The 23,933-nt window shown below is 69.5% G+C and carries 25 protein-coding genes and 2 riboswitches; of the genes, 7 read left to right on the top strand and 18 right to left on the bottom strand.

Annotated elements, in window-relative coordinates:
- Positions 1-30 precede the first annotated feature (30 nt).
- Together ADL15_RS20310 and ADL15_RS20305 are read right to left on the bottom strand one after the other, a co-directional pair.
- Positions 31-552: a sigma-70 family RNA polymerase sigma factor gene (locus ADL15_RS20310; RefSeq protein ID WP_067693297.1), complete on the bottom strand. Its 522-nt coding sequence runs from the start codon at positions 550-552 to the stop codon at positions 31-33.
- Between the two features lie 147 nt (positions 553-699).
- Positions 700-1,791: a neprosin family prolyl endopeptidase gene (locus tag ADL15_RS20305; RefSeq protein ID WP_232344234.1), complete on the bottom strand. Its 1,092-nt coding sequence runs from the start codon at positions 1,789-1,791 to the stop codon at positions 700-702.
- A 368-nt stretch (positions 1,792-2,159) separates the two neighbouring features.
- Between ADL15_RS20305 and ADL15_RS20300 the strand changes: the two genes are divergently transcribed.
- Positions 2,160-2,630, top strand: coding sequence for a cysteine dioxygenase (locus ADL15_RS20300; protein WP_067693290.1), 471 nt, complete (start codon positions 2,160-2,162; stop codon positions 2,628-2,630).
- On the top strand, positions 2,627-3,028 hold the full coding sequence (locus ADL15_RS20295) for a rhodanese-like domain-containing protein (protein ID WP_083971496.1): 402 nt from the start codon (positions 2,627-2,629) through the stop codon (positions 3,026-3,028). The genes ADL15_RS20300 and ADL15_RS20295 overlap by 4 nt, the downstream gene beginning before the upstream one ends.
- 75 nt (positions 3,029-3,103) lie before the next feature.
- Here ADL15_RS20295 and ADL15_RS20290 read toward each other — a convergent pair whose 3' ends face one another.
- Complete coding sequence (locus ADL15_RS20290) at positions 3,104-3,811, bottom strand: TetR/AcrR family transcriptional regulator (protein WP_067693285.1); 708 nt, start codon at positions 3,809-3,811, stop codon at positions 3,104-3,106.
- Between the two features lie 52 nt (positions 3,812-3,863).
- On the opposite strand from ADL15_RS20290, the gene ADL15_RS20285 reads away from it, so the two are divergent.
- Positions 3,864-5,537, top strand: coding sequence for an MFS transporter (locus ADL15_RS20285; protein WP_198170904.1), 1,674 nt, complete (start codon positions 3,864-3,866; stop codon positions 5,535-5,537).
- On the opposite strand, the gene ADL15_RS20280 is transcribed toward ADL15_RS20285, so the two are convergent.
- The 5 genes from ADL15_RS20280 to ADL15_RS20260 form a co-directional block, all read right to left on the bottom strand.
- Entirely contained in the window at positions 5,525-6,073 is a 549-nt protein-coding gene (locus tag ADL15_RS20280) for a hypothetical protein (protein WP_067693279.1), read from the bottom strand. The genes ADL15_RS20285 and ADL15_RS20280 overlap by 13 nt on opposite strands.
- A 26-nt stretch (positions 6,074-6,099) precedes the next feature.
- Entirely contained in the window at positions 6,100-7,194 is a 1,095-nt protein-coding gene (locus tag ADL15_RS20275; protein ID WP_067693276.1) for an AAA family ATPase, read from the bottom strand.
- A complete protein-coding gene (pnuC, locus tag ADL15_RS20270; RefSeq protein ID WP_067693274.1) occupies positions 7,191-7,823 on the bottom strand; it encodes a nicotinamide riboside transporter PnuC in 633 nt (210 codons plus the stop codon). Before pnuC ends, ADL15_RS20275 begins: the two co-directional genes overlap by 4 nt.
- A gap of 37 nt (positions 7,824-7,860) precedes the next feature.
- A complete protein-coding gene (locus ADL15_RS20265; protein ID WP_067693271.1) occupies positions 7,861-8,226 on the bottom strand; it encodes an Atu4866 domain-containing protein in 366 nt (121 codons plus the stop codon).
- A 155-nt stretch (positions 8,227-8,381) separates the two neighbouring features.
- The gene (locus tag ADL15_RS20260) at positions 8,382-8,987 is read right to left on the bottom strand and encodes a TetR/AcrR family transcriptional regulator (protein WP_232344233.1); all 606 of its coding nucleotides are present in this window, start codon (positions 8,985-8,987) and stop codon (positions 8,382-8,384) included.
- 187 nt (positions 8,988-9,174) lie between these two features.
- On the opposite strand from ADL15_RS20260, the gene ADL15_RS20255 reads away from it, so the two are divergent.
- On the top strand, positions 9,175-10,071 hold the full coding sequence (locus ADL15_RS20255) for an ABC transporter permease (protein WP_067693264.1): 897 nt from the start codon (positions 9,175-9,177) through the stop codon (positions 10,069-10,071).
- Entirely contained in the window at positions 10,028-10,837 is an 810-nt protein-coding gene (locus ADL15_RS20250) for an ABC transporter ATP-binding protein (protein WP_067693261.1), read from the top strand. The genes ADL15_RS20255 and ADL15_RS20250 overlap by 44 nt, the downstream gene beginning before the upstream one ends.
- A gap of 57 nt (positions 10,838-10,894) precedes the next feature.
- On the opposite strand, the gene ADL15_RS20245 is transcribed toward ADL15_RS20250, so the two are convergent.
- Positions 10,895-11,923: a coiled-coil domain-containing protein gene (locus tag ADL15_RS20245; RefSeq protein WP_067693257.1), complete on the bottom strand. Its 1,029-nt coding sequence runs from the start codon at positions 11,921-11,923 to the stop codon at positions 10,895-10,897.
- Positions 11,924-11,928: 5 nt separating this feature from the next.
- A riboswitch (cyclic di-AMP (ydaO/yuaA leader) is annotated at positions 11,929-12,066 on the bottom strand.
- Between the two features lie 208 nt (positions 12,067-12,274).
- Positions 12,275-12,406, top strand: a riboswitch (cyclic di-AMP (ydaO/yuaA leader).
- Positions 12,407-12,411: 5 nt separating this feature from the next.
- On the opposite strand from ADL15_RS20245, the gene ADL15_RS20240 reads away from it, so the two are divergent.
- Entirely contained in the window at positions 12,412-13,446 is a 1,035-nt protein-coding gene (locus ADL15_RS20240) for a coiled-coil domain-containing protein (protein WP_067693254.1), read from the top strand.
- A 73-nt stretch (positions 13,447-13,519) separates the two neighbouring features.
- Here ADL15_RS20240 and ADL15_RS20235 read toward each other — a convergent pair whose 3' ends face one another.
- From ADL15_RS20235 to ADL15_RS20215, 5 genes are all read right to left on the bottom strand, one after another.
- Positions 13,520-15,886 carry a glycoside hydrolase family 65 protein gene (locus ADL15_RS20235; RefSeq protein WP_067693251.1) on the bottom strand — a complete coding sequence of 789 codons (2,367 nt, stop codon included), beginning with the start codon at positions 15,884-15,886 and terminating at the stop codon, positions 13,520-13,522.
- 42 nt (positions 15,887-15,928) lie between these two features.
- Entirely contained in the window at positions 15,929-16,669 is a 741-nt protein-coding gene (locus ADL15_RS20230) for a beta-phosphoglucomutase family hydrolase (RefSeq protein ID WP_067693248.1), read from the bottom strand.
- A 103-nt stretch (positions 16,670-16,772) separates the two neighbouring features.
- Positions 16,773-17,258, bottom strand: coding sequence for an ATP-binding protein (locus tag ADL15_RS20225; protein WP_067693245.1), 486 nt, complete (start codon positions 17,256-17,258; stop codon positions 16,773-16,775).
- A gap of 85 nt (positions 17,259-17,343) precedes the next feature.
- Positions 17,344-18,636 (bottom strand): ABC transporter ATP-binding protein, encoded by a 1,293-nt coding sequence (locus tag ADL15_RS20220; RefSeq protein WP_067693242.1) that lies wholly within the window; start codon positions 18,634-18,636, stop codon positions 17,344-17,346.
- Positions 18,637-18,904: 268 nt separating this feature from the next.
- On the bottom strand, positions 18,905-20,746 hold the full coding sequence (locus ADL15_RS20215; RefSeq protein WP_067693239.1) for a DUF5941 domain-containing protein: 1,842 nt from the start codon (positions 20,744-20,746) through the stop codon (positions 18,905-18,907).
- 184 nt (positions 20,747-20,930) lie between these two features.
- Here ADL15_RS20215 and ADL15_RS20210 point away from each other — a divergent pair, with 184 nt between their 5' ends.
- Entirely contained in the window at positions 20,931-21,134 is a 204-nt protein-coding gene (locus tag ADL15_RS20210) for a PspC domain-containing protein (protein WP_157441475.1), read from the top strand.
- Between the two features lie 109 nt (positions 21,135-21,243).
- Here ADL15_RS20210 and ADL15_RS20205 read toward each other — a convergent pair whose 3' ends face one another.
- Genes ADL15_RS20205 through ADL15_RS20190 form a run of 4 tightly spaced genes read right to left on the bottom strand, consistent with a single transcriptional unit; the run spans position 21,244 to position 23,928 of the window.
- Entirely contained in the window at positions 21,244-21,987 is a 744-nt protein-coding gene (locus ADL15_RS20205) for a DUF4230 domain-containing protein (RefSeq protein WP_067693233.1), read from the bottom strand.
- Positions 21,988-22,046: 59 nt separating this feature from the next.
- The gene (locus ADL15_RS20200; RefSeq protein ID WP_067693230.1) at positions 22,047-22,337 is read right to left on the bottom strand and encodes a type II toxin-antitoxin system VapB family antitoxin; all 291 of its coding nucleotides are present in this window, start codon (positions 22,335-22,337) and stop codon (positions 22,047-22,049) included.
- 56 nt (positions 22,338-22,393) lie between these two features.
- A complete protein-coding gene (locus tag ADL15_RS20195; protein ID WP_067693481.1) occupies positions 22,394-23,011 on the bottom strand; it encodes a nitroreductase family protein in 618 nt (205 codons plus the stop codon).
- Positions 23,011-23,928, bottom strand: coding sequence for an aldose 1-epimerase family protein (locus ADL15_RS20190; protein WP_067693227.1), 918 nt, complete (start codon positions 23,926-23,928; stop codon positions 23,011-23,013). Before ADL15_RS20190 ends, ADL15_RS20195 begins: the two co-directional genes overlap by 1 nt.
- Positions 23,929-23,933: the final 5 nt, after the last annotated feature.

Below are 23,933 nucleotides of genomic sequence, written 5' to 3'. Positions count from 1 at the left end.
GACCGATGTCGCGGATGGGGCTGTGCCCGCTCATCGCAGCATCCCCATCTCCTCGAAGACGGTGCGGAGCGCACGTACCGCGTAGTAAGCGCGGGACTTGACCGTGCCCTCCGGCACCGACAGTTTCCGCGCCGCGTCGGCCACGCTCTGCCCCTCGTAATACATGGCCTGAATCACCGCCCGATGCTCCGGGGAGAGCCGTTCCAGCGCTTCCGCGACCAGCCAGCCCTCCACCATTTGATCTACATTGTCTGCCGACGGCACGGAGTTGACCGCTGTCTCGTCAGAAACCAACTTGGGCCGGCGCTGTTCCGCCCGCCACGCGTTGGTCACCACGTTGCGCGCGATGGTGAGCAGGTACGACCTGGTCCGCCCGGGTTCCGGGTCGAGCCGGTCGATGTGCTTCCACGCCCGTAACAGCGTCTCCTGGACCATGTCCTCGGCTTTGTGCCGATCGGAGACGTATCGCGAGACAAAATTGATGAGCACTGCGTAGTGCTCCGTGTAGAGCGCGGTCATCAGTTGCTCGTCGGGGCTCACCCGTCGCTTCATCGGCGCCAGCTCCCCTCGGGTTCCGCCCGGCCACCCGGATGTACATCGTCACACGCGATCCGGTTCACGGTGGGGGCAGGAAACCGGAAAACGTCGATGCCCGGCCCCTTTGGGGGACCGGGCATCAACCTTGCGAGGTACGGGAGATCAGCAGGCGCCGGCCCCGCCGTAGCGGAACGTCCGGGCGCTCTGCCTGGACACCTGATAGAGGTTGCTGGTGCTGCGCACCGCCACGTCAGGGGTCGGGCCGTTGATGTAGGCCACGCTGCCGATCCGGGCCGCCGTGGTCTCCAAGCCGGCCAGACCGTTGCCCATCTGGGTGCACGGCTGGGCGGAGGACGCGGCCACCTCGCCGAAGATCTGGACCATGCCGGTCTTGGCGAAGTCGACGGTCCAGAGGTTGGCCGGGAAGTAGCCGACCCACTCGGTGTCGTAGGCGATCCACCAGGCGCCGCCGTAGAACTGGATGCCGAACTTCTTCTGGATGTCGACGGTCAGCGTGTCGCCCGGCGTGATGGTGTTGCTGTACTGCACGTAGCCACAGCCGTTGTAGCAGCTGGTCTGGCCGTTGACCCAGTGGTAGACGAACAGGTGCGGGTCGTCGTCGCCGTTGACCACGCGGTCCACGTTCCACCCGACCTCGACGATCTGGGTGCCGTCCGCGGACTGCACCGCCAGCTCGGCCAGGGTGTGGTAGTCCGCCTGGGCCAGCACCGGTCTGTTGATCGTCAGGTTCGCGTACGCCCCGTCGGAGACCGCGGCCTGCCAGCCGACGTTGTAAAGGAAGTGGACGGTCGAGCCCGAACTGGACGGCGAGGCGGTCGCGGTCGGCGGCGGGTCGAGCTGGAGCGGCTTCGGCGGCACCACTGTGGTCCTGGTTGTCCGCAAGGAGCGGGACTTCGAGCTGCGGCCCTTGGGCGCGTACTCATCGGCCTCGCTCACGTCGGTCTCGCCTGGCGCCGCGGCGCTGAGCCCGGCGGCCTTGAGCGCGCGGCTGGTGGCGCCGTCCCGGCCTCGTTTGACGAGCTGCGGCTCCTCCCCCCAGGGGAGGATGGTCGGCGGTTTCAAAGCGGGATCGGCAGCGGCGGGGGCTTCGGCGACTTCAGCCGGCGCGGTCGCAGCGGCAGGTCCGTCGGGAATCTGCTCAGCACCCGCGTTCAGGGTGGAGGCGACTCCGATAGCGCCGATCACCGCAACGGAGAGGCCGGCGGCGAGCAGACCGCGGCGTGACTTCAACACGTGTCCGTCCTCGTTCATCGGGGGGCATCGGAGGGCGCCCAGCTGGGCGTCTTCCTCCGGCAACCGGCTCTCGGCGGCGCCACTGACCATATAGCCATCTCAATTGCCTAGGGACGGCCTGACCAGCAACTCTGCCGGAACGGCTGACCCAGAACACCATTCCGGTGACGGAATGCCCACTTTGGTCGACGGAGCGTGGTCGCACCATTGCGGATCGCAGTTTTTCGCACCCCGCCACGAAAGAGGCAAACGCGGTGAAGCCTCTTTCGGGGGACGAGCCGGTTCTGAGAAGTGGCCCCGCCCCGCCCCGTTCTGTGATAAAACCTATCTCACCGATAGGGTATGTATAGCTGAACCGGAGGAACCGAATGACCACCACCGCGCTGCAACTCGACCATCTCGCCATCGCCCGGCAATTCGCCAATGCGCCGGAGGGTTGGGTGGTTCCGCCCCGGTTCGACCCGGTCGACAGGTGGTACCACCGGCTGCACGTCGCCGACGACCACGAGGTCTGGCTGCTCACCTGGCTGCCCGGCCAGCAGACCGAGCTGCACGACCACGGCGGCTCGGCCGGCGGGTTCCACATCTTCAGCGGCACGCTCACCGAGGACACCGTCAGCGGCCCGGCCGAGTCGCCCCGGGTCACCTCCCGCGACCTGAGCGAGGGCGCCGGCCGCCGGTTCGGCAGCCACCACCTGCACCGCATCGTCAACCGCGGTCCCGACCCGGCGATCAGCGTGCACGTCTACGGACCGGCGCTGACCAGCATGACCAAGTACCGCCTCGGCCCGGCCGGTCTCCAGACGCTCACCACCGAGCGGGCCGGCGCCCAGTGGTGACCACGGCACCCCGCGGCGCGAAGAGCATCGCCGAGATCCTGGACGAGGCACGCGCCCGCCTGGACCGGCTCGGCCCGGCCGAGACCGACGCCGCGGTCCGCGACGGCGCCGTACTCATCGACATCCGCCCGGCGGCCCAGCGCGCCGAGCACGGCGAGATCCCCGGCGCGCTGATCATCGAGCGCAACGTGCTGGAGTGGCGCCTCGACCCGCGCAGCGACGCCCGGCTGCCGTTCGCCGACCGCTACGACCTCCCGGTGATCATCACCTGCCAGGAGGGGTACACCAGCAGCCTGGCCGCGGCCGCGCTGCAGGAGCTCGGCCTGCACCGGGCCACCGACCTGGCCGGCGGCTTCAAGGCCTGGCGCGAAGCCGGGCTGCCCACCCGAAACGCCTGACGGTCCGACTCCCGGCTGGTTCTCGGGGGTGCGTCAGGCGACCTGACGCACCCCCGAGAACCAGCCGGACCCGTCTCAACCGGTGACGTGCCGCTGCAGGCCGTCGATCAGCAGGTCGAGACCGAACTCGAAGCGCTCCTGGGAGGTTCCCGAGGTCATCGCGGCCGAGTTGCGGCTCAGGTACGGGAAGCGGTCGGCCGGCAGCTCCGCGAGGAAGGCTGCCATCTCGCCCTTGACCTGCTTCTCCGACTCGTGCTTGGGCAGGCCGAGGTGGCGCAGCTGCGCCCGCCAGATGGACGTCTCGTAGGCGTCGACGGTCACGTAGAGGAAGATCCGGTCGAGCGCCCAGGCGCCCAGGTGCGCCGGCAGCCCGCCCTCGACCATCAGGCCGAGCATCCACTCCGAGGCGCGCAGTGCGTTCGGCCCGTTCGGCACCGTCGCCAGCGCCACCCGGCCCAGATCGTTGTGGGTCAGCAGCATCCGATGCGTGCCCAGCATCAGCTCCTTGATCTGCTGCTGCCATCGGGCCGGCTCGCGCGGCGGCAACTGGATCTCGCCGCAGACCCGGTCGAACATCAGGCGCAGCAACTCGTCCTTGTTGGACACGTGCGCGTAGAGGCTGGACGGCCCGGTGCCGAACTCCGCGGCGACCCGCCGCATGCTCACCGCGTCGACGCCCTCCTGATCCGAGATCCGTAGCGCGACGTCGATGATCTGCTCGCGGTCCAGCTGCACCCGGGTCGACTTCCGGTCGGGCAGCGGTTGCCAGGGGGAGTTCTTCATCAACGACTAATCTAGTTGACACTGAACGGTGTTCGCTACTAGAACAGTGTTCGTGACAACGAACAGTGTTCAAACAGAGACGGCGCCGGAGACCGCGCCGTATCGCTATCGGTGGGTCGCGCTCTTCGTGATCCTCGCCGTCGAGGTGATGGACCTGCTCGACGCGCTGGTCACCACGATCGCCGGGCCGGTCATCCGGGAAGAGCTCGGCGGGTCGTACAGCCTGATCCAGTGGCTGGGCGCGGCGTACACCCTGTCCATGGCCATCGGCCTGCTCACCGGCGGGCGGCTCGGCGACATCTACGGCCGCCGCCGGATGTTCCTGATCGGCGCGGCCGGCTTCACCGCCGCGTCGCTGGCCTGCGCGCTGGCACCGTCGGCCGGTTTCCTGGTCGGCGCGCGGGCGGTGCAGGGCCTGTTCGGCGCGCTGATGCTGCCGCAGGGCCTGGGCATGCTGCGCGAGATGTTCGGCCCGGCGGAGCGAGCCAAGGCGTTCGGCGCGTTCGGCCCGGTGATGGGCCTCTCCTCGGTGGGCGGCCCGATCCTGGCCGGCTGGCTGGTCGACGCGGACTACTTCGGCGCCGGCTGGCGGATGATCTTCTTCATCAACCTGCCGCTCGGCGTCTTCGCGGTGCTCGGCGCGATCAAGTACCTGCCCGAGTCCCGCCTCGACCGGGCGCCCCGGCTCGACTGGCTCGGCGTGCTGTTCGCCGCGGGCGGCGCGTTCCTGCTGCTCTTCCCGCTGGTGCAGGGCCGCGAGCTGGGCTGGCCGGTCTGGACGTTCGTGATGCTCGCGGTCGGCGTGATCTCCTTCGGACTGTTCGCGGTCTACGAGGCCGGCCGGGACAAGCGCGGCCTCGACCCGCTGGTCACCCCGAGCCTGTTCCGCAAGCGGGCGTTCACCGGCGGCCTGGCGCTCGGCCTGATGTTCTTCGCCTCGCTGATCGGCACCGGCCTGGTCTTCACGTTCTACCTGCAGATCGGGCTGGGTTACTCACCGCTCAAGGCGGGCCTGACCACGCTGCCGCAGGCGCTCGGCATGGTGGCCGGCTTCATCGTGGCCGGCGCCGGACTCGCCGAGAAGCTGGGCCGCAAGCTGCTGCAGCTCGGCACGGTGGTGATGCTGGCCGGGACCGTGGTCCTGGCCGGCACCGTGCACCTGGCCGGCGCGGACATCACCCCGTGGCACATGATCCCGGCGCTGCTGCTGCTCGGCATCGGGATGGGCCTGGCGATGGCGCCGTTCTTCGGCATCGTGCTGGCCGGCGTGGACGACGAGGAGAGCGGCTCGGCGTCCGGTGCGATCACCTCGGTGCAGCAGCTGGGCGGCGCGTTCGGCATCGCGGTGCTCGGCACGATCTTCTTCGCGCTGCTGCCCGGCCAGGTCGGGCAGCACGTGGACGACGCGGCGGGTGCGCTGCGGAGCACGCTGGCCACGGCCGGGGTGCCCTCCGACGCGCAGCCGGCGATCGTCGCCGGGCTCCGGGACTGCCTGACCGACCGGGTCGCCGAGACGAACCCGGACGTCGTACCGCCGAGTTGCCGGGACGGCGGTTCCGCCGCCGATCCGTCGGTTGCGGCCTTTGCCGCGGAACAGGTCCGCGCGGGCTTCGAAGACACCACCGTTCGTACGGCCGGAGTGGCCCTGCTGCTGCTGATCGCCGCGTTCGGGCTCTCCTTCCTGCTGCCCCGCCAGGGCAAGCCGGAAGACGCTCACGCCGGATAGACGACCCGGGAGCGCCCGCTGTAGAGGTGCCGGGTGCCGTCGATCTCGGAGCCGGTGTTCGGCGCGTCCAGCCAGACGATGTAGGGCTCGCCGGCGATCAGCCCGGTGAGCGTGGTGCTGATCGTGCAGCCGGTGCCGGCCGGAACGTCCTTCCAGGCCGGCTCCGGCTGGGCACCGCTGACCAACTTCTGGGGTACGGCGGTGACCCGGTAATTCGAGTCGTACTGCCGGGGCCACTCCACCCGGAAACCGCCGGCGACGGCGGTCACCACGATCGGGATCAGCACCGGATCGGTCCTCGGCCAGATCCTGGTACAGCTGGGAATCGGTGACGGCAGCGACGCGACAGCGGCCGGTGTCGGGCTGAAGCTCGCCCGGGACGGCGTCGGGCTGGGTGTCGCGCTGCCGGAGAGCAGCAGCGACCAGGTGCTACCGGGGCTGGGTGAGGCGGCGGCCGTGGTCTGCCCGCCGCCCGAGCACCCACCGGACACCAGCGCGCACGCCACCGCCGTCAGCACGGTCCCGATGCGCCGCATCCCGTTTCCCCCCGATCGGTCCACCCCTACCGTTCGGCCGGATTCCCCGGCGGCTGAGGCACAAGCGGGTCGGCCAGCCGCCACCCGGCGATCAGCAGCCGGTCCACCGCGGCGATCGCGGTCGTCAGGCGCTCCCGGTACCCGCCGGACAGCGCGACCCACGGCACCGCACGGGCGGCCAGCTCGGTACGGAACCGCTCGGTCATCCACCGCCGCAGGTGCTCCCCGTCGCGCAGCCCGTCGTCCTCGAACGGCACCCCGGCGTCCTCGGTCAGCAGGTACAGGTCGGGGTCCCGGACCAGCTCGCGCACCTTGGCCGAGGCGCTGCCCAGGTAGCGCTCCTCCCAGATCGTGGTGGCGAACACGTCGGTGTCGCCGAACACCACCGGCGAGCCGGCCCGGGCCGCCGCGTCCTCGGCCGCCGACTGCTCGACCGCGACCGTGACGAAGTCGTCCCGGTCCCAGGTCACCTCGAAGACCGTGGCGTCGGGCCGGCCGCGCCGCAGGTCGGCGAGCTTGCGCTCGGTCAGTTCCCGGCCGAACTCCGGCACCCACCCGGTCGCCGCCCACACCCCGCCCCGGGTCCGGTAGTGCCGGGCCAGGGCGCGGGCCATGGTGGTGGTGCCGGTCGACTCGGCGCCGACCACGATCACCCGGCGGGCCAGCCAGCCACGCGCGCCGGGGCCGAGGTGGTGCCAGTGCGCGACCGGGTCGGCCCGGATCGCGGTGCCGGAGATCGGGACCCGCTCCCGGCCGGGGTCGACGAGCACCGGCTGGGCGCCGAAGCGTCGGGCCAGCTCCGCCCCGTACGCCTCGGAGGAGAACACCGCGTCGACCGGTTCCGGGCCGGCCGCGTCCCGGAACACGGCCATGTGCAGTTCCCAGACCGCCGGGTCGGCGTAGTCGATCGGGTGGTCGTCGTGCACCCCGACGAACCGGACGTCCGGGTGCGCCTCGCGCAGCCACTCCAGCCGCAGCGGCAGCGGGACGCTCTCCTTCGACGACGGCGCGACCACCACGGTCAGCCGCTCGCACGCGGCCGCGGCCGTCTCGATCAGGGCGTGGTGCCCGGCGTGCGGCGGGTAGAACTTGCCGACGACCAGGCCGTGCCGGTACCTCACCCGGCCACCGCCACTGCCACGGACTGTGCCCGCCGGGCCGCCTGCCAGGACCGCAGGCCGAGCACGCAGAGGACGAGGAAGGCGAGGTAGAGAATCGCGGTCAGCCAGAGGTCCTTGTAGGCGTACAGCGGGATGTAGATCACATCGGCGGCGATCCACAGCCACCAGTTCTCCACCAGTTTGCGGGTCTGGCCGTACGTCGCGAGCAGGGAGAGCGCGGTGGTGAGCGCGTCGGCGAGCGGCACCGTGGAACCGGTGAGCCGGTCCAGGAACAGCCACAGTCCGCCGGTGATCACCACGCCGGCCACGGCCAGGGCGAGCCACTCGGCGCGGGTGGTGGTGCGTACCACCAGCCGGGTGCGGTCCGCGCCGCCGTAGAGCCAGGCCCACCAGCCGTACAGGCCGAGGAGCACGTAGATCACCTGCAGGCCCATGTCGGCGTAGAGGCCCGCGGTGCCGAACACCAGCATCAGCAGCAGGACGTTGAGGATGCCGAGCGGCCAGTTCAGGATGTGCTGCCGGACCAGCAGCCCGACGGTGAGCAGTCCGGTGACGAAGCCGAGTACTTCGGCCCAGGTGGTGCCGACGCCGAAGGCGGTCAGCGCGATGCCGTTCAACCAATCGATCACGGTGACAGCATTACCGGCCGCGGGCGCTGTGGGAACGTCAGGCCGGGTGCAGGCGGTGCCCGGCCATCTCCAGCTCGCCCTGGTGCAGGACGGTCACCGGGGTACGCAGGCCGGAGGTGTCGTCGTGGAGCAGCAGCGAGTCGCCGTCCAGGCGGTAGGTGCCGCTGGGGCGCTTGCGCCGGCCGGCCACCTCGCCGGCGTACGTCCCGTCGGTGCGCAACTGCAGCTGGACGGTGCCGTCCGGGCTGCGCCAGGCGCCGACCACCGCCGCGCCGGTCACCACCTGGGGCCGCTTCAGGACCTGGCCCAGTCCGGTGTCGGGCGTCCGGCCCATCGCGATCGCCAGCAGCGCGGTGGCGTCCAGGACGGTGGTGTCGACGTGCGGGATGCTCGAGGTCTGCATGTGGGCCGGCTCCGGGGGGTCGTGTCGGGGACAGCCCCTCGATTCGGCCCGGACCCGGCCACCCTGCAGAAAAGTCTGAGTTGCGATCGGGTGCGACCGGGTGCGTGTTCGGGTGCCGGTCGCGTCACCGCTTCGGGTGTCACTCCCGCACCCCCTCACTTCTTGGCGTCACCCCGCAAGGAGCCGAGGACCGCGGCCGAGAGCTTCTCCAGGTAGTCGTCGCCGATCGGCTGCCGGGCCACGGCCAGCCGCCAGTACAGCGGGCCCAGGATCAGGTCCACCGCGACGTCCGGGTCGGTGTTCTCGGGCAGCTCGCCACGGGCGATCGCCTGGCCGACCAGCTTCTCCCCGACCGCCTGCTGGTGGGTGCGCAGCACCTTCTGCAGGGTCTCGGCGATCTGCGGGTTGCGAGCCGCTTCGGCCATCAGGTCCGGGATGATCTGCGACGCGACCCGATGCTGCAGGGCCTTGCTGACGATCATCATGAGTAGGTCGAGGTCGCCGGCGAAGCTGCCGGTGTCCGGAAGTGGCACCTTGCGCCCGGCGACTTCCGTGATGATCTCCAGTACCATCTCCAGCTTGTTGCTCCAACGCCGGTAGATAGCGGTCTTGCCGACTCCGGCACGCCGGGCCACGGCCTCGATCGACAGACGGCCGTAACCGACCTCTGCCAGCTCGCTCATGACCGCGTTACGGATCGCCACAGTGATGTCGTTGCGGAGCACCGCCGCTCCGGCAGGTGCGCGTTTGACTGTCGCCACCTGGTCACTATAACGCTACGACGTAACGGTTGCGTTCCGCCGTTTGGTCGGCTACCGTTCCCGGCAGCGTCGATACGAACCCGTTTCATCGACGTCGGCGGGCACCTGGCATGCTGGCACCGTGTCTGATGGCAAGTCACCGGAGTCCGCCGCCTCGTACCGGCCGACGAGATCGGAGCACCACTCCATGCCAGAGACGGCGGTTGCCGATGCCGCTACCGGCGTTCCCCTGCGGGAACTCGCCCGACGGCACGGCCTGAGCTCTTCCGGGCGACGGCTCGGCCTACTGGAGTACACGCGCAAGCTGTGGGCATACCGGCACTTCATCGGTGCGCATGCCAAGGCGAAGACCTCCTCCTCGCTGGGCAACACGAACCTGGGTGCGCTCTGGACGGTGCTGACACCGGCCATCAACGCGCTGGTGTACTACGTCATCTTCGGTGTGGTGATCGGCACCAAGGGCAGCGTCACCAACTTCATCGCGTACCTCTGCATCGGGGTGTTCGTCTTCCAGTTCACCCAATCGGTGGTGCAGAACGGCATCAACGGGATCACCAGCAACCTGGGCATGATCCGGGCGCTGCACTTCCCCCGGGCCAGCCTGCCACTCTCGGTGGCCCTCGTGGAGATCCGCAACTTCGTCACCGCGATCGGCGTCCTGCTGGTCATCGTGCTGTTCACCGGCGAGCCGATCACTCCGAAGTGGCTGCTGATCATCCCGGTGATGCTGCTTCAGATGATCTTCAATACCGGGCTGTCGCTGGCCGCTGCCCGGCTGGGCTCGAAGATGCGCGACGTCAAGCAGCTGATCCCGTTCATCATGCGGTTCTGGATGTACGGCTCGGCGGTGCTCTACCCGGTCACCCGCTTCACCGAGAAGCTGGACGGCTGGAAGCTCGCCATCGTCGAGTCCAACCCGCTGCTGGTCTTCATCGAGCTGTTCCGGCACTCGCTGCTGGAGAACGTCACGCTGGCCGGTTCCCCGACGCTGCTCTGGATCGAGGCGGTCATCTGGTCGCTGGTCGTGGGTGTCTCCGGCTATGTCTACTTCTGGCGCGGAGAGAAGGGTTACGGCCGTGGCTGACACCGAGCGCGTCCCCACCGTCATCGCCGACGACGCCCACGTGATCTACAAGATCTACGGCTCGGCCGGCAACCAGCAGAGCAGTCCGCTCTCCAGCTTCAAGAAGATCGTCACCCGCACCAAGACCGCGAACGTCCGCGAGGTGCACGCGGTCAAGGGCGTCACCTTCGTGGCGTACAAGGGTGAGGCGATCGGCCTGATCGGCAGCAACGGATCGGGCAAGTCGACACTGCTCCGCGCGGTGGCCGGCCTGTTGCCGGTGGCCCGTGGTGCGATCTTCGCGGCCGGTCAGCCGTCGCTGCTGGGCGTGAACGCGGCCCTGATGAACGACCTGCCCGGCGAGCGCAACGTCGAGCTGGGCTGCCTGGCCATGGGCATGTCACCGACCGAGGTGAAGTCGAAGAAGCAGGGCATCATCGACTTCTCCGGGATCAACGAGCGCGGCGACTTCTCCTCGCTGCCGATGCGGACCTACTCGTCCGGCATGGCGGCCCGGCTGCGCTTCTCGATCTCGGCGGCGAAGCAGCACGACGTGCTGCTGATCGACGAGGCACTGGCCACCGGCGACGCGAAGTTCCGCCGCCGCAGTGAGGAGCGGGTCCGCGAGCTGCGCGCCAATGCGGGCACGGTCTTCCTGGTCAGCCACAGCGAGCAGTCGATCCGGGACACCTGCGAGCGCTCGATCTGGCTGGAGTCCGGCCTGATCCGCGCGGACGGCCCGACCGACGACGTGATGAAGGAATACGAAGCGTATATGCGCAAGTAGGACCGCGGATACGAAGAAGCCCGGAGCCGTCGGCTCCGGGCTTCTCGGCGTTTCAGGTCAGGTCACTGACAGGTGTACGTGGTTCGTGTGGTCCGTCGACGGTGTCCCGCCGGCCCCGCTGTACGACTTCCACCCACTGCTCGGCAACCAGATCCGTTTGAACCAGATGACATAGAGCACACCGAGTGTGTCGGAGTTGTGGATGAAGTAGTTCGCCAGGTTCGTGCCGTACGTCTTGCTGGCCCCGGTGGCCACCCCGCCGAAACCGTTCTTGTCGGAGGCGAAGTCACACGCCCGGCCCTTCGGGTGCTCCCCGCTGTTCTGCTCCCGGAAGCAGGCCACGTAGCGGGTGAAGCCCGCCTTCTGCGCCTGCTTCATCGCGAACAGCAGCCGCGGCGAGATGCAGCCGGAGGTGGTCGGGTCCGGTACGCAGCTGCCGTCCAGATTGCCGGAGGGCTTGTCCGCGTCGGAACTGCTGCCACCACCGGAGTCGTCGGTGGCGGCGCCCTGGTTGGCCTCCTTGAGCGCCTGCTCGGCCTGGACCTTGCGCTTGGCCATCACGTTGACCTGGCGCTGCTGATCGATGATCGCGGCGTCGATCGAGGTCTTGGCCTTCTGCTGGCCGTCCCGGGTGTTCCGCAGGTCCTCGATGGCCAGGTTCTGCCGGGCGCCGACCGTGCTCAGCAGCTGCGCCCGGTCCAGGAAGCCGGCCGACGAGTCCGCGGTGAGCAGCGCGCTCAGCGGGCCCAGGCGGCCCATCGAGTACGCCTGCTGGGCGTACTGGTTCAGCGCGGCCTGCTGCGGGCCGAGGGCCGCGTCCAGCTTCTTCAGATCGGCGGAGAGTTTGGTCTGCTGCGCCTTGGACGCCTTCAGCTTGGCCTTCGCCGTGACGTAACCCTTGGAGGCGTCTTCGAGTTTGTCGAGCAGGGACTTCGAGCCACCCTCCCCGTCGTCACCGGACTCACCGGGCGCGGCGAGCGGGCGGGGGGCCGCGGCCGCCGGCGAGGCGGCGCCGGTGATCCCGCAAGCGGCGACCAGCAGCGCGAACACGGCCACCCATCGTCGCCGCGCAGTCACATGCTGCACTGGCTATTTCCTTCCGTCGGCCGCCGGTCGGGTTAGCTGACGGGTTCGGGACGAAGGAAATCCCTACCGCAATTGTGCGGATTCACCCCGGAAGAAACGTGGATCCCCGGCTCGCTGCGTGTGCGATTAGGCGGCGGTCCCCACGCGGGAACCGGGACCGACCATACCCACTCGATCGACGATTCAACAGTTCCGGTACCGAATGCGACGGCGTGGTCACCTGTCGTGATGCGATTACAGAAAGTCGTTGATTGGTAACCCTTTTATTGCTTTTCCCGATCCTGATACCACGCGATATCTCAGGTAAACTGGCCGCCGGTCCTGCCAGGACGGCACCGCCCCCGAGTTGCCGGCAGGCCGCCGCCCAATCGTCGTCAGACGAACCGGGGAACCAGGTAGTTGGGGTGAATCCGCTCTATGCGGTAGGGATAGCTTCCGTCCCGAACCCGTCAGCTAACTCGGTCGGCGGTGACTAGGAAGGATTGTTGATGACCGCACGTCCCCGCCGGTGGCTGATGCTTGCCCTGGCGCCGCTCGTGGCCACCGCGATGTTCGTCGCACCGGTCATGCCGGCACACGCCGCTCCCGGCGGCAGTTCGTCGACCCCCGACGAAGGCCAGGCGAGCGACGACCTCTCCGATCAGATCGAGACCACCAACCGGCGGTTCGTGAACGCCAAGGCCGCGGTCGCGGCCTCGAAGAAGAATCAGAAGGCGCTGGCCGCCCAGATCAAGACCGCCGAGGCGCGCCGCGACGCGCTGACCCCGGAGGTCAACCAGATCGCCCGCCAGCAGTACCAGATCGGCAATCTGAGCTCACTGAGCTTCCTGCTCCGCGCCGACTCCTCGTCCGACTTCCTGGACAAGGCGGTCACCCTGGAGGAGATCAACAAGCTGCACGACGCGAAGCTGCACGAGCTGAACTCCCTGCTCGAGCAGATCACGTCGGACAAGACCCGCCTGGACGCCGAGGTCAAGACCGAAGAGCAGCAGCTCTCGGTGCAGACGAAACTGCACGACTCGGCCGAGGGGCAGCTCGAGCTGCTCGGCGGCGGCACCGGCATCAACAAGACCATCACCGAGGGTTTCGTCGACGCGAAATCCCCGATCGCCTCGCCGGCACCGCGCAACTCCAGCGGCGGTTTCTCCGCGGAGTCCTGCAACCAGATCGACCCGACGACCAACGGGTGCATCACCAAGCGGACTCTGCATCTCCTCAAAGAGACGAAGAAGGCCGGCTTCAATCTGTTCGTCGGCTGCCACCGCGACGGCGGCCCGTTCGAGCATCCCAAGGGCCGGGCCTGCGACTGGTCACTGCAGAAGACCGGGTTCTCGGCGGCGCACAACGACAAGATGATGCGGTACGGCAACGACCTCACCGCGTTCCTGGTGCGCAACGCCGACCGGCTCGGCATCTACTACGTGATCTGGTACAAGCAGATCTGGTTCCCGGCGACCGGCAACTGGCACGCCTACCACGGGCCGAGTGATCACACCGACCACGTGCACGTGTCCCTGCTGTAGCCACGCGGGCAACGAGAACGGCCCCCCACCCTTTCCGGGTCGGGGGCCGTTCTCTGTTTCGTACGCTAAAAAATCAGTGCGTCGTGGCGCGCCGCACCGGAGCGCGACCGGCCGGCTGGGTCGGCGCCGGACCGGCCGGGACCGCCGTCGGGATCGCCATGGTCACCGGACGGACCTGGGTCACCTCGATCTCCTTGCCGTGGTGCATCAGCGTGAGCCGGGCCGAGCCGCCACCGTTGCGCAGCGAGTAGGTGACCTCGTCGGCGGTGACGTTGACCCGCAGCCGCAGCCCGTGCCAGAGCAGCGAGAAGTCCAGGTTGTTGATCCGGCTCGGCAGCCGCGGCGCGAACGCCAGCTGACCGTTGAAGTCCCGCATCCCGCCCAGCCCGGCGACCAGCGCGATCCACGACCCGGCCAGGGACGCCACGTGCACGCCGTCCCGGGCGTTCTGGTGCAGGTCGTGCAGGTCCATCAGGGCGGCCTCGCCCAGATAGTCGTGCGCCAGCTCCAGGTGGCCGGTCTCGGCCGCCATCACCGCCTGGATGCAGGCGGACAGCGAGGAGTCCCGGACGGTGCGCGCGTCGTAGTACGCGAAGTTGCGCACCTTCTCCTCCGGCGTGAACGCGTCACCCCGGATGTACATCGCCATCACCAGGTCGGCCTGCTTCACCACCTGCTTGCGGTACAGGTCGAAGTACGGGTAGTTCAGCAGCAACGGGTAACCCTCCGGCGGAGTGTTCTCGAAGTCCCACTCCTCCAGCCGGGTGAAGCCCTCGCACTGCTGGTGCACCCCGAGCTCCTTGTCGTACGGGATGTGCACGGACGCCGCCGCGTCCCGCCAGGAGGCCGCTTCCTCGTCGTCGACCCCGAAACGCCGCGCCAGGTCCGGGTGCCGCTTGCAGGCGTCCACCGCGGTCATCAGGTTCTGCTGCGCCATCAGGTTGGTGTAGATGTTGTCGTTCACGATCGCGGTGTACTCGTCCGGACCGGTGACGCCGTCGATGTGGAACCGCCCGTGCCGGTCGTGGTGCCCCAGCGAGCGCCACAGCCGGGCCGTCTCCACCAGCAGTTCCAGGCCGACCTCACGCTCGAAGTCGTAGTCACCGGTGGCCTGCACGTAGCGCCGGACCGCGTCGGCGATGTCCGCGGCGATGTGGAAGCCCGCGGTGCCGGCCGGCCAGTACCCGGAGCACTCCTGGCCACGGATGGTCCGCCACGGGAACGCGGCGCCCTGCAGGCCGAGCGTCTGCGCCCGCTCCCGGGCCAGGTCCAGGGTCGAGTGCCGCCAGCGCAGCACGTCCGCCGCCGCCGAGGGCTGGGTGTAGGTGAGCGCGGGCAGCACGAACGTCTCCGCGTCCCAGAACGTGTGACCGTCGTAGCCAGGGCCGGTCAGGCCCTTGGAGCCGATCGGGCGCTTCTCCGCCCGGGCGCCGGCCTGCAGCGTGTGGAACAGCCCGAAGCGGACCGCCTGCTGCACCTCCGGGTCGCCCTCGACGCGCACGTCGGAGTGGTCCCAGAACGCGTCGAGGTATTCCTGCTGCTGCTGGACCAGACCGTCCCAGCCGTCCAGGCGGGCGCTGGCCAGGGCCGCTCCGACCTGGTCGCGGAGGGCGGGCAGCGAGCGCATGCTCGACCATCCGTACGCGGCGAGCTTGACCACCCGCAGCTTCTGCCCCGGCTCCAGCCGGCAGGCCACCGTGGTGCGCAGCCAGTCGGCGTGCCCCTCGGTGGTGATCGCGTGCCGGCCCGGCGTCTCGACCAGGTGCTCCATGGCCGCGGCCATCCGCAGGTCACTGGCCTTGGTGCGGTGCACCAGCAGACCGCCGGAGCGCTGCTCGAGCATCTCCTCGGCCTGCAGCGGGTGGTCGAGCACCGCGGCGACCCGCGGGTCCTTGCTGGTCGGCGGGAGCTGCTCGTTGGCGACCAGCTCGGACTGCAGGATCAGCCGGGCCGCGCCGTCCAGCGGCTCGACCTCGTAGAGGAACGCGACGATCGCGCGCTGGGTGAAGGAGACCAGGCGCACGGTGCGCACCCGCACACCCTGGCCGGACGGGGAGACCCACTCCACCACCCGCTCCAGGGTGCCGGCCCGCATGTCGAGGCAGCGCTCGTGCGAGCGGAGCTCGCCGTACCGCACGTCGAACGGCTCGTCGTCGACCAGCAGGCGCATCAGCTTGGCGTTGCTGACGTTGACCATGGTCTGGCCGGACTCGGGGAACCCGTATCCCCCCTCGGCGTGCGGCAGCGGCCGCAGCTCGTAGAAGGAGTTCAGGTACGTGCCGGGCAGGCCGTGCGGCTCGCCCTCGTCCAGGTTCCCGCGTATCCCGATATGGCCGTTCGAGAGCGCGAACACCGACTCTGACTGGGCCATCAGGTCCAGGTCTAGCCGGGTCTCCCGGATGTGCCAGGGGTCGACGGGGTAGGCCCGTTCACGGATCACGGTCGTGCCTCTCGGGACTGAATGTCTTAGGTGGGTCTGAAGCTAGTTGTCGAGCAGCTCGGCGAGGTCGGTGACCACGACGTCGGCGCCGTTCTCGCGCAGCGCGTCGGCCTGACCGACCCGGTCCACACCGATCACGATGCCGAAGCCACCGGCCCGGCCCGCGGCCACACCGGCCTGGGCGTCCTCGTACACGGCGCAGGCGGCCGGGTCGAGACCGAGCAGTTTTGCCCCGTACAGGAACGTGTCCGGCGCGGGCTTGCCGGGCAGACCCAGCTCGCGGGCGACGACCCCGTCCACCCGGACCTCCAGGAGGTCGGCGATGCCGGCCGCCTCCAGGACGTCCTTGCAGTTCGCGCTCGCCGAGACGACCGCGCGGCGCAGTCCGGCGGCCTTGGCCGCCTTCAGGTACTCCACCGATCCGGGGTAGACCTGAACCGCGCCCTCCTTGATCTTCTGGAGCACGAGGAGGTTCTTGCGATTGCCGACCCCGTTGACGGTCTCCGCGTCGGGAGCGTCGTCGGGGGTGCCCTCGGGCAGGGTGATGCCACGGGAGGCGAGGAAGGTCCGGACCCCGTCGGCACGCTGCCGGCCGTCGACGTATCGGTGGTAGTCGACCTTGGAGTCGAACGGCACAAACTCTTGACCTTGCCGCTCGGCCCGCGTTTCCAAGAACGAGTCGAACGTTTGTTTCCACGCGGCACTGTGCACAAGGGCGGTGTCCGTCAGCACGCCGTCAAGATCGAAAAGGCAAGCGGTTACCTGGGAAGGAAGTCCGAGCACGCGCCCAATGTAGTCGCACCCGGCGGAGGACGAGAGGCGAAGGGCGGCTTCACGTTTCGCCCGCGTTTCACGGCCCGGTCCACCTGCCGTTTCAGCTGCTGTTTCAGCGCTGGCCGGACACCGGAACCAGATCTATCCGGAGTCCGATAGAGGTGCCGATCGGTCCGGTCGCGGTGGTCACCTCGTCGCACAGCTGGTGCGCCAGCCACAGGCCGCGGCCACCGATCTCCTCCGTACCGGGGAGGAGGTCACTGTCCGGCAGGTCGTCCGGGATGCCCGGGCCGGAGTCGGTGACCACACACCACACCGCACCGGACTCGATCCGCAGCACGATCCGGCCGTTCCCGCCGGCGTGCAGCACCACATTCGTGATCACCTCGTTGACGGCGAGCACGAAACCGGAGAGCCGGTCGCGGAGCACGCTGATCGGGGAGAGCAGCCGGGACACCTCGTGCCGCAGCACGGTGATGTCGGCATCCCCGAAATTCCGGTCCAACAGAACCGGTGATCCGGACGGTGCGGGGGCGGCATCGACCTTCGGCTCCACACCGGGAGCCGAACGCATCGTCTGGCCGATCCTGTCCTCCACCGTCGTGCAGCCTACGCGCTGTGGCCGCTTGGTGGCAGGAGGCATCCACGATCCCGCCCGGAAGTGGCGTCCTGCCGAGTTCTGTTCAGCGCCAGCCGACATCGATCCGGTCCCCCCGCTCGTCGAAGAAGTGCAGTGCGTCCATCTGAACCGCCACGGTGAGCGGGTGCCCGGAAGTCACCGCCGGGTACGGCGCCAGGCGCACCGACAGCTCGGCCGCCTTACGGTGGTGCCGCCCCGGGTCGTTGAGCAGGCTGACCGGGCCGCCCCGCTCCTCCTGCGCGGACACCGAGTTCGACCGGGTGAGCCGCTGCAGCGCCCCGCCCAGCCGCTTCAGCGTGCCACCGGCGGGTTGCTCGGCGGCCGGGCCACCGACCTCGTCCACCACGATCGCGGTCGCGCCGATGTCCAGGTAGGCCAGCGACTCGTGGCCGTGGTGCTCCAGGTAACGGATCCGGCCGTGCAGCACCGCGCCCGGGGTGTCCGGGGTGACCGGCGTGAGCGCCTCGGCGCGGACCCCGACCACGATCCGCTCGCCGTGGTAGCGCGCCACCGCCCGCGAGCGCGGGTCGGCCCAGGCCAGGTAGAGGGTCTGCTCGCCGAAGTTGAGCGCGACGTACCGGTCCAGGTGGACGTAGACCTGCGCCTCCAGCAGGTTCATCCGCGGCGAGCCGAGGAAGGCGGCGACGTAGAGCGTGGCCGGGCGGCGGTAGACCTCGGTCGGCGTGCCCAGGTCCTGCAGCACGCCGCGCCGCATGATCGCCACGCGGTCGGCCATGGTCAGCGCCTCGGCCTGGTCGTGCGTCACGTACATGGTGGTGACACCGAGCTCGCGGGTCATGCTGGTGATCTCCGCGCGCAGCTCGGCGCGCAGGCCGCTGTCCAGGTTGGAGAGCGGCTCGTCCATCAGGAAGATCCCGGGACGGCGGACCATCGCCCGGCCCATCGCGACCCGCTGCCGCTGGCCGCCGGAGAGCTGGCTGGGTCGCCGGCCGAGCACCTCGCCGATGCCCAGGGCACCGGCCACCGTGCCGACCCGATCCTGCCGCGAACCCGGCTCGACACCGGACAATTTCAGCGGGAAGCCGATGTTGTCAGCGACGGTCATGTGCGGATAGAGCGCAAAGTCCTGAAACACCATGGCGATGCTGCGGTCGCGCGGGGGTACGTCGAGCACCGGCTCGCCGTTCAGCAGGATGTCCCCCTCGGTGGGGTCCTCCAGGCCGGCGATCATCCGGAGCACGGTCGACTTCCCACAGCCCGACGGGCCGAGAAGCACCATGAACTCGCCATCTCGAACATCGAGTGACACCCGGTCCACGGCAAGCGTGCCATCTGGCCAAATCTTGGTGACGTCCTTGAGCGCGACGGTGGACACCGCCAACCTCCCCCATCGATTGTTCGATCCCGAACCCACGACGGTCGGCGATCGGATAATGACTTTGCGAGGGGTGTCGATGCTTTACCATCGGCCGAACCGGCCATTCGCGGATAGTGATCAATCGATTACGGAGATCAGAACTCCGGAGCAACTTGTGTGCACGGTCACAGCAAGAAACGACATTTGGTTCATCGGTGCTGACCGACAGTCAACCGGGTGATCCCAAACGGTCACTAAGGTCTGAGCCGCCTGACGGACCGCGGGCTCAACTCGGGCGCGACGCCCGCCAGTCGCGCACCGCGGTGATCGAGAAGGCGCCGCCGACACCCGCCACCAGCACCACGAAACCACCGATCCCGAACCCGGCCAGGGTCGCGGCGGCCAGCAGGACCATCCGGCCCTCCCAGCCCAGCACCGCCGCACCGGCCAGGGTGCCCGGCGCGCCCTTCTCCATCCGCGCGGTCAGGTCGTAGTGCCGCAGCGCCAGAACGAACAGCAGCAGGAACACCAGCGGCCACGGCACCCCGCCGACCAGGCCGGCGAGCACCACGAACACGTACTCGGCGGCTCGCAGCGCGGCCGGCACCAGCCAGTCCAGCGGGCGGTCATGCCGGGCCCGGGCGACCATCCCCGCGGCCAGGGCCGCCGGAATCCCGCCGGCCAGCAAGCCGGTCCGCAGCGGTTCGCCCGCGAAGACACCGACGATCGCGTACGCGGTGAGCACCCCACCCACCACCAGCGGATGATCCAGCCGAGCCCGCCCCAGCACGGTACGTGCCAGCCACCCGTCGTCGCGGTGCCGGCCGGTGTCGACCGTGTCCAGCACGCTCACCCGCATCGACAGCGCGCGCAGCGACCGCAGCGAGAGCGTGTAGAGGAACGCCAGCACCCCGAACCCGACCACCGCGCCGAGCACGATCCGGCCGTTCGTGGCCGCGGCGAGCACCGCGATCAGCGCCCAGCGCTCGCCGATCGGGAAGACCACGATCCGCTTCGCCCAGTAGATCAACGAGCCGCGCTGGCTCTGCGCCGCGTTGGAGGCCGCGCTGAGCCGGGCGCCGACCCCGCCGGTGGCCTGGTGCGGGCGGGGCCGGGCGGTGGCCTCGTCGTGCAGCGCGCCGTACCAGGTGTCGGTCATGTGCCGGGCGGTCTGCAGGGCGATCGCGGTCACCGCCAGCGGCCACGCGTACGGCAGCCCGATCCGGTCCGCACCGGCCGCCAGACCGGCGTAGACCGCGTACTCCTTCGCCCGGTCGGCCATGGTGTCCAGCCAGCCGCCGAACGCGTCGAACCGCCGGGTGTACCGGGCCAGCTGCCCGTCCACGCAGTCCAGCACGAAGCCCAGGTAGAGCAGCACCCCGCCGACGATCATCGCGGGCCGGGACGCCTGCCAGAAGGCCAGCGCCGCGGCGACCGCGAAGAGCACCGACAGCGCGGTCACCCCGGTCGGGCTCAGGCCCAGACGCGCCGAGGCCCGGGTGACCAGCGGGGACCAGGTGCTCACCGCGTACGTCGTGAAGAAGTCGTCCTGCTCCTTGACCGCGAGTCGCAGGCGGGCCTTGTCCTCGTCGACCTCGGCGAGCCGCCGCCGGGCGGCGGCCAGGTCGGCGTCGGTGCCCACCTGCTCGGCGTGCAGCAGCCGGACCCGGATGGCGACCGGCACCAGGCCCGCCTCGAGCAGGGCGGGCAGCAGATCGGCGCGGTCGGCGACCTTCTCCAGCAGCGGGAGGTCGGCCGGCGCCAGGCACATCGCGCCCAGGAAGCGGACCGTGCCGGCGCCCGGCTCGGCCGGGACCGCGCGGCCCCGGTCCTCGCGCAGGCCGCCGTCGGGGTCCGGCGCGAGCAGCACGGCGCTGCGGCCGGCCGGGTCGGTGGCCAGCATCCACAGCAGGCTGTGGTGGGTGACCAGGTTGTCGGCGCAGATCAGCAGCGGCTGGTTCGCGGCCCGGGCGCGGCGGGCGGCGTCGCGCAGGCGGGCCGGCAGATCGTCGTCGGCCTCGACCCGGTCGACCTCGGCGGCGCCGGCGGAGCGCAGCGCGGCGGTGAGGTCGTCGGTGAGCCCGGTGCCGGCAGGTCCAACGCTGGCAAGGAGAAGGGCCAGCGTCACAGTTGCCTCCGTAGCTGAACCCCGCAAGACGGCTAAAGGTTAACAGCGAGCGACATTCGGGTACGGGTACCCCTTACGGGAGCTGGGTCCTCCGTCTCCACCTGCGGGATGAGGGACGACCGGAAGTCCGTACCTAACGTCGAAGTGGTCGGGGCAGAGTGCTCCGGCCACCGCTAAGGAGTGGATGACAGTGACCACCCCCTTCAAGACTCGCAGCCTCACCCGTCCCCGCAACGACCGCTGGATCGCCGGCGTCTGTGCCGGGCTGGCTCGCCGCTCCGGGCTGTCGTCCGGGACGGTCCGCCTGCTGTTCCTGCTGTCCTGCCTGCTCCCCGGCCCGCAGTTCATCGCCTACCTGATCCTCTGGGCACTGATGCCCAACGAGTGATCGGCCTGCGCGACCGCTGACTCCCGGCCGGGTGCAAGCCGGGCTGGCAAACCCGGCCGGGACCCCTGACGCCGCCGCCCCCACCCCCGGGGCGGCGGCGTCGCCCGTCTCACGGGGTGGTGAACGTGACCGTCACCGAGGTGTAGCCCAGCCGGGTGAACAGGCTCTCCAGCATCATCTGGGTGTTCTGCTGGGCGCGCTGGTCGAGCCCGCTCGACTTGGCCGCCTCGGTGATCTTTTCCTGGGCGGCCTGATAGACCCGCTGCTGCTTGTCGGTGTCGCTGCGGAACGCGTCGCCGATGCTGGTCAGCAGCCCGCGGTCCTCTTCGACCACGTAGCTCTTCGCCATGTCCAGCGCGGCCATCGACTGCTGCGGCGGCGGGAGGGTCAGGGTGACGGTCTTCTTCTCCTCGTCGACCTTGAGCGCGTCACCGGCGAGCGCGCTGAAGTCGACGTAGGTCTCGACCGTGCCCGACCCGACGAACAGAATCCGCCGGTTGACCAGGAAGTCGGGGATGTTCTCCTTGTTCTGCTGCAGGTCGACGATCACCTGGAAGGTGCCGTCCGCCGCGACATAACGGTGCAGATCGCGCATCGACTGCAGCAGCACCGGCTGACTGCGGTCGACGGTCTGGCTGGAGAACGGGTTGTCGAAGGAGGGCAGCACGTTCAGCGCGCGCAGCCCGAAGCAGGACGCGACGATCAGTGCGAAGACGAAGCCGATGAAGATCAGCAGCCGGGCGAAGAAGCTCGGCTTGTGCTCCGGCGGGACGGCCGGGGACTCCGGCTCGGCGACATCGGGCACGGCCGAGTACTCCGCCGTCGGCTCTTCGACTTCCGGTGAGTTGGCCATGTCCTAACGGTACGGAGTGGGTACGACAATCCGCGACCGGAGGAGGTGGCCGGTCTCGCCTAGAGCACCAACACCCTGGCGTGGATCTGATTGCGCTGCTGGAGCGCGGCCCGCAGCGCACGGTGCAGGCCGTCCTCCAGATAGAGCGCACCCCGGAACTCGACCACGTGCGGGAACAGGTCGCCGTAGAACGTCGAGTCCTCGGCGAGCAGTTTGTCCAGCGCCAGCTCGCGCTTCGTGGTGATCAGCTCGGCGAGCCGGATCGGCCGTGGCGGAATCTCGGCCCACTCTTTGAGCGTGGTCTGGTGATCGGGGTACGGGGCTCCGTCCCGGACCGCTTTGAAGATCACGGCGGCTGCCCCTCCCCTGCGAAACGTCTTGTCTGTCAGCCTAGCCGCGATACCGGTCAGGCCTCGGCGGCCGAAGCCCACCGGCCATGATGCACCACGTCGTCCACTGGGCGGTGACCGCGCTTGAGTGACGGAGACCTCTTGTCGTCTCCCCGATAGCCGATGGTGAGCGCGCCGACCGGGTTGAACTCGTCAGGTACCCCGAAAGCCGTCTTGAACTCCACCACCCGGTCGGCGGGCACGCCGAAGAAGCACGAGCCGAGTTCCTCGTTCACCGCGGTCAGGTGCATCAGCAGCGCGGCGAAGCCGGTGTCGATGTCCCAGTACGGCACCGGCCAGTGCGCCTCGGCCCTGTCCGTCCAGCCCTTGTCCGTCTCGGCGTACCGGTCCAGGTAGACCGACTTGTTGGACAGCGCCACGACGATCAGCGGGGCCGTACGCATCCGGTCCAGCCAGCCACCGGGGTCGCCGGCACCGTACGCGGTGCTGGACCAGAACAGGTCACGGTCGGCGAGCTCGGTCAGGACCAGGAAGCTCCAGCCCTGCGAGAAGCCCGCCGACGGGGCGCGCAGCCCGTGCCGGACGATCTTGTCGATCAGCTCCGGCGGGACCGGGCGATCCGGGTCGTACCCGCGGACCATCCGGCGCCGGCGGACCACCTCGTCGAACTCCATCAGGCGCGGATCCCCCACGCGGTGGTCCAGGTCTCGCCCGGAGCCAGCGTGATCAGATCCCGGCCGGACCGGAACGAGTCCGGCGGGCAGGTCATCGGCTCGACCGCGACCGACCGGCGATGCCGCTCGCCGTGCAGCGTGTCGCCCGTGAAGACCTGCCAGTACTTGAACTTGTCGTCGGCCCAGACGGTGATCTTCGCGTCCGAGTCCGGGTCGGCGAGGACGACCTCGGTGATCCCGTCCGGGCCGAAGTCGATGTCGCCGAACGTGGTGTCCAGGACCATGTCGCCGATCCGGCGGGGCTCGGCGAAGTCGTACTCACTGCCGGCGATCTTGACGGCGCCGATCGGCAGCAGCCGGGAGTCGGCCACCACCCGGGTCCCGGCCGGCACCTGGAGCACGGTGTTGTCCACCGTCACCCCGTTCAGCCGCAGGTACGGGTGCACCGAATAGCCCCACGGCGCGTTCTGGTCGCTGAGGTTCACCACCTCCTGCACGCTGCGCAGCCCCTCCGCGGAGACCGACCAGCGGGTCCGCAGGATCAGCCCCCACGGGTAGCCGACCTGGGCCGGCAGCTCGTACTCCAGGGTGACCGCCGACGCGGTGTGCTCGGTGGCCCGCCAGCGCGACCAGTTGACCAGGCCGTGGATGGCGTTGTGCCGGGCCGGCTCGGTCAGCGCGAGCTGGTACGTCTTCTCCTCGAAGGTGTACTGCCCGTCGCGGATCCGGTTCGGCCACGGCGCGAGGATCTGGCCGGCGGAACCCGGGGAGATCTCGTCGGTGCCGAAGCCGTCGAGCAGCTCCACCCCGCCGGACGAGAAACTGCGCAGCGTGCCACCGACCTCGGCCAGTACGGCACGGCGGCCGTCGGCCTCGATCGACCACTGAACCCCGGATTTCGCGGCTGTCTCTGTCATACCAG

This window comes from Actinoplanes awajinensis subsp. mycoplanecinus (assembly GCF_001509495.1).
GTDB lineage: Bacteria > Actinomycetota > Actinomycetes > Mycobacteriales > Micromonosporaceae > Actinoplanes > Actinoplanes palleronii.
Note: the sequence above shows the minus strand (reverse complement) of the source record. Positions and strands in the feature narration are given on the sequence as shown.

Coding starts and splice junctions, on each gene's coding strand:
- ADL15_RS20310 (WP_067693297.1), bottom strand. CDS start 552: ATGAAGCGACGGGTGAGCCCCGACGAGCAACTGATGACCGCGCTCTAC.
- ADL15_RS20300 (WP_067693290.1), top strand. CDS start 2,160: ATGACCACCACCGCGCTGCAACTCGACCATCTCGCCATCGCCCGGCAA.
- ADL15_RS20290 (WP_067693285.1), bottom strand. CDS start 3,811: ATGAAGAACTCCCCCTGGCAACCGCTGCCCGACCGGAAGTCGACCCGG.
- ADL15_RS20280 (WP_067693279.1), bottom strand. CDS start 6,073: ATGCGGCGCATCGGGACCGTGCTGACGGCGGTGGCGTGCGCGCTGGTG.
- ADL15_RS20265 (WP_067693271.1), bottom strand. CDS start 8,226: ATGCAGACCTCGAGCATCCCGCACGTCGACACCACCGTCCTGGACGCC.
- ADL15_RS20255 (WP_067693264.1), top strand. CDS start 9,175: ATGCCAGAGACGGCGGTTGCCGATGCCGCTACCGGCGTTCCCCTGCGG.
- ADL15_RS20250 (WP_067693261.1), top strand. CDS start 10,028: ATGTCTACTTCTGGCGCGGAGAGAAGGGTTACGGCCGTGGCTGACACC.
- ADL15_RS20240 (WP_067693254.1), top strand. CDS start 12,412: ATGACCGCACGTCCCCGCCGGTGGCTGATGCTTGCCCTGGCGCCGCTC.
- ADL15_RS20210 (WP_157441475.1), top strand. CDS start 20,931: ATGACAGTGACCACCCCCTTCAAGACTCGCAGCCTCACCCGTCCCCGC.
- ADL15_RS20205 (WP_067693233.1), bottom strand. CDS start 21,987: ATGGCCAACTCACCGGAAGTCGAAGAGCCGACGGCGGAGTACTCGGCC.
- ADL15_RS20195 (WP_067693481.1), bottom strand. CDS start 23,011: ATGGAGTTCGACGAGGTGGTCCGCCGGCGCCGGATGGTCCGCGGGTAC.
- ADL15_RS20190 (WP_067693227.1), bottom strand. CDS start 23,928: ATGACAGAGACAGCCGCGAAATCCGGGGTTCAGTGGTCGATCGAGGCC.